Source organism: Achromobacter sp. Marseille-Q0513 (genome assembly GCF_018195695.1).
Taxonomy (GTDB): domain Bacteria; phylum Pseudomonadota; class Gammaproteobacteria; order Burkholderiales; family Burkholderiaceae_B; genus Achromobacter.
Genome location: NZ_JAGTJY010000259.1, coordinates 1 through 6128 on the forward strand (window position 1 = coordinate 1; position 6128 = coordinate 6128).

The window sequence follows — 6128 nt, forward strand, 5'->3', positions numbered from 1 at the left end:
AATGCAGACCGCCCCGCCCCCGTCCAACTCGGCCAGGGCTACTACTGGCAAGACCTCGCCGTCGGCCAGCGCTTCCGCACCTTCCGCCGCACGGTCACCGAAACCGACATCGTCAATTTCATCAGCGCCACCGGCATGCTGGAGACCATCTTCATCGACGCCACCTACGCCCACGGCGCCATCGCCGGCCGCCCGGCGCCCGGCGCGCTGACCTACGGCCTGATCGAGGGCCTGATCATGCAGGGCATGGTCCAGGGCACCGGCCTGGCGCTGCTGGAAGTCCACAAGAAGATGCTGGCGCCGGTGGTGGCCGGCGACACCATCTGGGCCGAGATCGAGATCACCGGCGTGCGCCCGACTTCGCAGCACAACCGGGCGGTGGTGGCCTCGTCCATCGACGTCTACAACCAGCACGGCAAGCCCGTGATGGCCTATACCGCGACGCGCATGCTGGCCGGCCGGCCAGCGTGATGCAGCGGCGGACAAGCGCTCCATGCAGAGAGCGCTGCCGCCCCGAGGCCTGCGCCTCGTTCCGACCCAGCAAGGAGACAAACGATGAAAAAAGCATGGCTCGCGGCCGCCCTGGCCGCCCTGGCGCTGGGAAGCGCCGCAAGCGCCAGCGCCGCCTGGCCTGAACGCCCGATCACCATGGTGGTGCCCTTCCCGCCCGGCGGGCCGACCGACCTGGTCGCGCGCGTGCTGGCCAAGCAGCTGACCGATCAGCTGGGCCAGACGGTGGTGGTGGAAAACAAGGGTGGCGCCAATGGCAACATCGGCATGCAATACGCGGCGGCGGCCAAGCCCGACGGCTACACGGTGCTGTACAACACCTCGTCGATCGCGCTCAGCCCCAACCTGTACCGCAAGCTGGCGTTCGACCCGGTCAAGGATTTCGCGCCCGTGTCATCCACGGCGGTGATCCCGCTGGTGCTGCTGACGCACCCCTCTGTGCCGGTGCAGGACGCGCAGGGCTTTGTCGACTATGCCCGCCAGCGTCCGGGCAAGCTGTCCTACGGTTCCGCCGGCGCGGGCAACGTGACGCACCTGGGCGCGCTGCTCCTGCTGCGCTCACTGCAGATCGATGCCGTGCACGTGCCATACCGGGGCAGCGCGCCGGCCATGACCGACCTGGTCGGCGGCCAGGTGCAGTTCATGGCCAACACGCTGAACGATTCACTGGGCTTCATCCGCGAAGGCAAGCTGCGCGCGCTGGCCGTGACCAGCCGTGAACGCAGCGAGCAATTGCCCGCCGTGCCCACGGTGGCGGAAACGGTGGCGCCGGGATTCGAGATGGGCGCCTGGCAAGGCGTGGTGGTGCCGGCCGGCACGCCGGAGCCGATCGTCCAGAAGCTGAACGCCGAAATCCGCCGCGCGCTGCAATCGGCCGAGATGCAGAAGCAGTTGAAGGCGCAAGGCGCCCAGGCCCTGGGATCGACGCCGCAGGAATACGGCGCCTACATCAGGAACGAGATCCAGCGCTGGGGCACGGTGATCCAGGAAGCCGGCGTGCAACTGGACTGAGGCCCGCGGGCCGTGGCACTCATCGCGCGCCGGCCTGACGCGCAACGCCTGCCTGGCCGCCTAGTGGCCCGCCGCCTAGCGGCCCGCCGCCTAGCGGCCCGCCGCCTTGGCGGAGAGGCCGTTGGCCACGCCCATGTCGGTCTTGGGCACGTCGCGGATCAGCACGCGCACGTCTTCGCCGGAAATGCCGATGGCGCCGCAGACCGCCTGGTTCAGCGCCGCGATCAGCGCCGCCTTCTTGGCCTCGTCGCGGCCCTCGATCAGCGCCACGTCCACCTGCGCCATGCGCTTGCCGATCTCGCCGGCCACGATCACGTGCTCGGCGGGCACTTCATGCAGCACGATACGCACGCTGGACAGCGGCGCGGCGATGCTCTGGACGACGGCCTCGGAGGCCGCGCGCAGCAGCCCGGATTTTTCGGCGGCCGCATGGCCTTGCAGGATCTGGATGTTCAGGATGGGCATGACGGATTTCCACAGCGGACGGGATGAACGAGACGGGTGTCGCCGCGCGTCGCTGGGTTGCGCGGCGCCAGCCATCATATCCATAGCGCGCCCGCATGCAAAAGGCCCTGGCCCATCATGGATGGAGCCAGGGCCTTGCCCGGACTGGCCGGCGCGCCGGCTCGCGCGGCGCGGAGGACCAGCCGGAAGACGCGCTGGAGGGGCGTCAGGCGGCCTCGTCGCGCCGCTCCTGGCCGGCCTGGACCACGGCGCCGCCCTCCGGCCGCGGCTGGTCCGGCGCGGTCTCGGCGCCTTCCGCCGGCGCCGTCTCGGACAGGGCCGGCGTCACCAGCTCCACCACCTTCTTGCGCGACAGCATGCCGATGAACTCGTCGTCCTCGCCGGTCACGGCCACGGGCTGGTCGCTGTGCACCAGCTGCGCCAGCACCTCGCCCAGGCCGGCGGTCGCGGGCACCGAGGCCAGTTCCTCGACATAGCGCGACACGTCGCGCGCGCCTTCCTGGCCCGCGCGCAGCGCCGCCTCGGCCGTCAATACGCCGGCCAGGCGCTTGCCGTCCAGCACCGGCGCGTATTCATAGTTCATGGCGCGCATCCGTTCCAGCGCGTGCGCCGGACGCGAACGCATGGTCAGCGTCAGCCGCGCCGGGTTGACCGCGTGCGTGGCGTTGAGCACCTTGGTGCGGTTCACGTCCTGCAGGAAGGACTGCACGTAGTCGTTGGCCGGGTTCAGCAGGATGTCTTCCGGCGTGCCCTCCTGCACCAGCTCGCCGTCCTTGAGGATGGCGATGCGGTTGCCCAGGCGCAGCGCCTCGTCCAGGTCATGCGTGATGAACACGATGGTCTTGTTCAGCTTGGCCTGCAATTGCAGCAGTTGGTCCTGCATCTCGCGGCGGATCAGCGGATCCAGCGCGGAAAAGGCCTCGTCCATCAGCAGGATCTCGGCGTCGGTGGCCAGCGCGCGCGCCAGCCCCACGCGCTGCTGCATGCCGCCGGACAGCTGGTGCGGATACTGCTGCTCGAAACCGGACAGGCCGACCTGTTCCAGCCAGTCGCGCGCCCGGCGCTCGCGCTCGGCGCGGCCCACGCCCTGCACCGCCAGGCCATAGGCGGCGTTCTCCAGCACCGTGCGGTGCGGGAACAGGCCGAAGCGCTGGAACACCATGCTCATCTTCTTCTGGCGGAAGGTTTCCAGGTCGCGCTTGTTCAGGCTGACCACGTCCACGCCATCGACCAGGATCTGGCCGGCGCTGGGTTCGATCAGGCGGTTGAAGTGGCGGATCAGCGTGGACTTGCCCGAGCCGGACAGGCCCATGATGACGTAGATGCTGCCCTCGTCGATGGACAGGCTGATGTCGCGCAGGCCCAGCGTGTGGCCGCTCTTGGCCAGCAGTTCTTCCTTGCTCATGCCGCCCTGGGCGGCCTGCAGCCATTTGGCGGGATGCGGCCCGAATACCTTGTAGATGCTCTTGACTTCGATCTTGCTCATCGCTGGCCTCCCTTGCGCATGCGCTGTCCATAGGATTGGGTGATGCGGTCGAACAGCACGGCCAGCACCACGATGCCCAGCCCGGCCAGCAGGCCGCGACCGACTTCCAGGCGGTTGATGCCGAGCAGCACCTCATAGCCCAGCCCGCGCGCGCCGATCATCGACGCGATGACCACCATCGACAGCGCCATCATCGTGGTCTGGTTGATGCCGGCCATGATGTTCGGCAGCGCCAGCGGCAATTGCACGCCGAAGAGCTGCTGGCGCGGGTTGGCGCCGAAGGCGCGCGAGGCTTCCAGCACCTCGCGATCGACCAGGCGGATGCCCAGATCGGTCAGGCGGATCAGCGGCGGCACGGCATAGATGACGGTAGCGATGATGGCGGGGATCTTGCCCAGGCCGAACAGCATCACCACGGGAATCAGGTAGACGAAGCTGGGCATGGTCTGCATCACGTCCAGCACCGGCAGCATGACCGAGCGCAGCCAGTTCACGCGCGCCATCAGCACGCCCAGCGGAATGCCGATCAGCACTGACAGGCCAGCGGCCATGATCATCAGCGCCAGCGTCTGCATGCCGGCATCCCACATGCCCAGCACGCCGATCACGCACAGCAGCGCGCCCATGGCCAGGCTCAGCCCGATGCGGCGGCTGACCAGCCAGGCAAGGGCCACCGTCGCCGCCACCACCGCCCACCAGGGCGAGTTGCGCAGCAGCTGCTCCAGCCACACCAGCGCGTGCAGCACGGGTTGCGCCAGGCTTTCCAGCGTATCGGCGTAGTTGGTCACCAGGTGATCGACAAAACCGTCGATCGCCGCCCGCACCTGTCGGGCGGGAATGATTTCAGGAAACATGTTCTAGGCTCCGTTTCGGCGCTTGCGCCCCGGGTGCGGCTGGCGGACCAGGCCGCGCCGGAGGCGACGATGCGCGTACAGCTTGGCGCGGGACAGGCCCGCGCCCTGCCCGCGTTGCGGGCCGGGATCTGCCGGCGGGGCCTTTTCCCCTTGGGGACGTCCCAAGGGGAAAAAGTCCGACCGGGCTGGCCGTCCGGCCGGGGCGACGCCCGGGAACGGCATTGTTGAAGGGACAACACAAGGCGCGGCGGCGCCGCAATGGGCGCCGCCGCGATCGCGGGGATGGCTAGAGCGCGCCCTGCACGCGTCCGGCGACGTCGGCAGGGACCCACTTGGTCCAGACGTCGCGATGGTTCTTCAGGAACCACTTGGCCACGGCGGCGGATTCGTCGCCGGATTCTTCCATGTGGGCCAGGGTTTCATTCATGACCGGCAGCGGCACCGACACCTTGGACAGGAAATCGGTCAGCGTGGGCGCCTGCTCCGCGAACTTGGCGTTCACGGCGGTGAAGACGGGATTGTCGGGATAGGCGCTGGCCTCGGGCTTGGCGCACTTGGGCGAGGTCAGGCACTTGTGCTTTTCCGCGTCGTACGGCGGCATGTCGAGCTTGACCAGGTCCATCGCGCCGACCAGCGGCGTGGGCGACCAGTAGTAGAAGACCACGTTCTGCTTGCGCTTGTAGGCCGACATCAGGGCCGCCTTCTGCGCCGCGCCCGTGCCGGGCGAGTACAGGGTGTAGGAATCATCCAGCTTGAGCGCGTGAAACAGGTTCGTGCTGGTCACTTCGCAGCCCCAGCCCGCCGGGCAGCCGTAGAAGCGGCCCTTGCCCGGCTCTTCGGGATCCTTGAACTGGTCCTTGAACCTGGGCAGGTCGGCCGCCGACTTCAGCTCGGGCAGGCGCTCGGCCGTGTAGCGCGGGATGTACCAGGCTTCGCCGCCCATGTAGAGCTCGCCCACGCGCTTGACCTTGCCGGTCTTCTCGGCGCGCTCCCAGGGATCGGCCACGCTGTTCAGCCAGATCTCGGTATTGATGTCGAGATCGCCGCGCTCCAGCGCGGCCAGGGCGGGCAGGGTTTCGGTGGGCAGGGTCTCGGTCTTGCAACCGTAGCCCTTTTCCATGATGAATCGTTCTACATCGACCAGGACCAGATTGGATTCCCAGTTCATGGCGCCGAAATTGACCGGACGCTTGAGTTCGCACTGCGGCGCATCGGCGGCTTGGGCCGTGCCGGCGAAGGCGCACAAGACGGCCACGGCGGCCAGGGTCTTGATGGGGGTGAAACGCATTGGCTTTTGCCTCCATAGGTTCAGGGACACGCGCCGGGCTTGCGGCCTGACGATGCCGTGTAGCTAAGGGGGTTGTGCGGAAGACGGGCAGAACCGCCAATACAAACCGACACTAGCGGCAAGACGGTCCGCAGGGGCGCGGCGTCTTGCAAGACAGGGGGCTCGAACAAGGATTCGAGAACCCGCAGAAAGAGAACAAACTGAATGAAGAAGCCAGCATCTTAAACGAAATAGACGCTCAACCCAAGCCTGATCCGGAAAAATGCCGAAACATTTCCGAGAAAAATACTCCGGGATAACCCGGAATTCTCAGAAGAAAATTGCCGTGTTGCCCAGGGAAATTGGTGTTTCATTTTTAAGATACATTTAGTTAATATTTTTCTTGCATGCGTACAAAACCGCCCTCGATCCGGCCGCTGTACTGCATCTTCGAATCGTATTTTTGGCAGGCCAAATTGGGGATTTTGGGTAAAATGGCCATAAATATTTCCGTGCAACCAAGGAGCACACCATG

6 protein-coding genes are annotated in these 6128 nt (G+C 66.8%); 2 read left to right on the forward strand and 4 right to left on the reverse strand.

Translation table 11 applies throughout. The features are described 5' to 3' along the window. A partial coding sequence (locus KDH83_RS28795; RefSeq protein WP_212322099.1) for a MaoC family dehydratase occupies nt 1–471 on the forward strand: 471 nt, incomplete at its 5' end. An 84-nt stretch (nt 472–555) separates the two neighbouring features. Beyond that, nucleotides 556–1521 carry a tripartite tricarboxylate transporter substrate binding protein gene (locus KDH83_RS28800; protein WP_212322101.1) on the forward strand — a complete coding sequence of 322 codons (966 nt, stop codon included), beginning with the start codon at nt 556–558 and terminating at the stop codon, nt 1519–1521. A gap of 90 nt (nt 1522–1611) precedes the next feature. Here KDH83_RS28800 and KDH83_RS28805 read toward each other — a convergent pair whose 3' ends face one another. From KDH83_RS28805 to KDH83_RS28820, 4 genes are all read right to left on the reverse strand, one after another. Continuing rightward, nucleotides 1612–1986 carry a tautomerase family protein gene (locus tag KDH83_RS28805; protein ID WP_212322103.1) on the reverse strand — a complete coding sequence of 125 codons (375 nt, stop codon included), beginning with the start codon at nt 1984–1986 and terminating at the stop codon, nt 1612–1614. Between the two features lie 205 nt (nt 1987–2191). Then, a complete protein-coding gene (locus KDH83_RS28810; protein ID WP_249205425.1) occupies nt 2192–3472 on the reverse strand; it encodes a glycine betaine/L-proline ABC transporter ATP-binding protein in 1281 nt (426 codons plus the stop codon). Then, nucleotides 3469–4326: a proline/glycine betaine ABC transporter permease gene (locus tag KDH83_RS28815; RefSeq protein WP_212322105.1), complete on the reverse strand. Its 858-nt coding sequence runs from the start codon at nt 4324–4326 to the stop codon at nt 3469–3471. Before KDH83_RS28815 ends, KDH83_RS28810 begins: the two co-directional genes overlap by 4 nt. A 286-nt stretch (nt 4327–4612) precedes the next feature. Continuing rightward, nucleotides 4613–5614: an ABC transporter substrate-binding protein gene (locus KDH83_RS28820; protein ID WP_212322107.1), complete on the reverse strand. Its 1002-nt coding sequence runs from the start codon at nt 5612–5614 to the stop codon at nt 4613–4615. Nucleotides 5615–6128 lie beyond the last annotated feature (514 nt).

Coding starts and splice junctions, on each gene's coding strand:
- KDH83_RS28800 (WP_212322101.1), top strand. CDS start 556: ATGAAAAAAGCATGGCTCGCGGCCGCCCTGGCCGCCCTGGCGCTGGGA.
- KDH83_RS28805 (WP_212322103.1), bottom strand. CDS start 1,986: ATGCCCATCCTGAACATCCAGATCCTGCAAGGCCATGCGGCCGCCGAA.
- KDH83_RS28810 (WP_249205425.1), bottom strand. CDS start 3,472: ATGAGCAAGATCGAAGTCAAGAGCATCTACAAGGTATTCGGGCCGCAT.
- KDH83_RS28815 (WP_212322105.1), bottom strand. CDS start 4,326: ATGTTTCCTGAAATCATTCCCGCCCGACAGGTGCGGGCGGCGATCGAC.
- KDH83_RS28820 (WP_212322107.1), bottom strand. CDS start 5,614: ATGCGTTTCACCCCCATCAAGACCCTGGCCGCCGTGGCCGTCTTGTGC.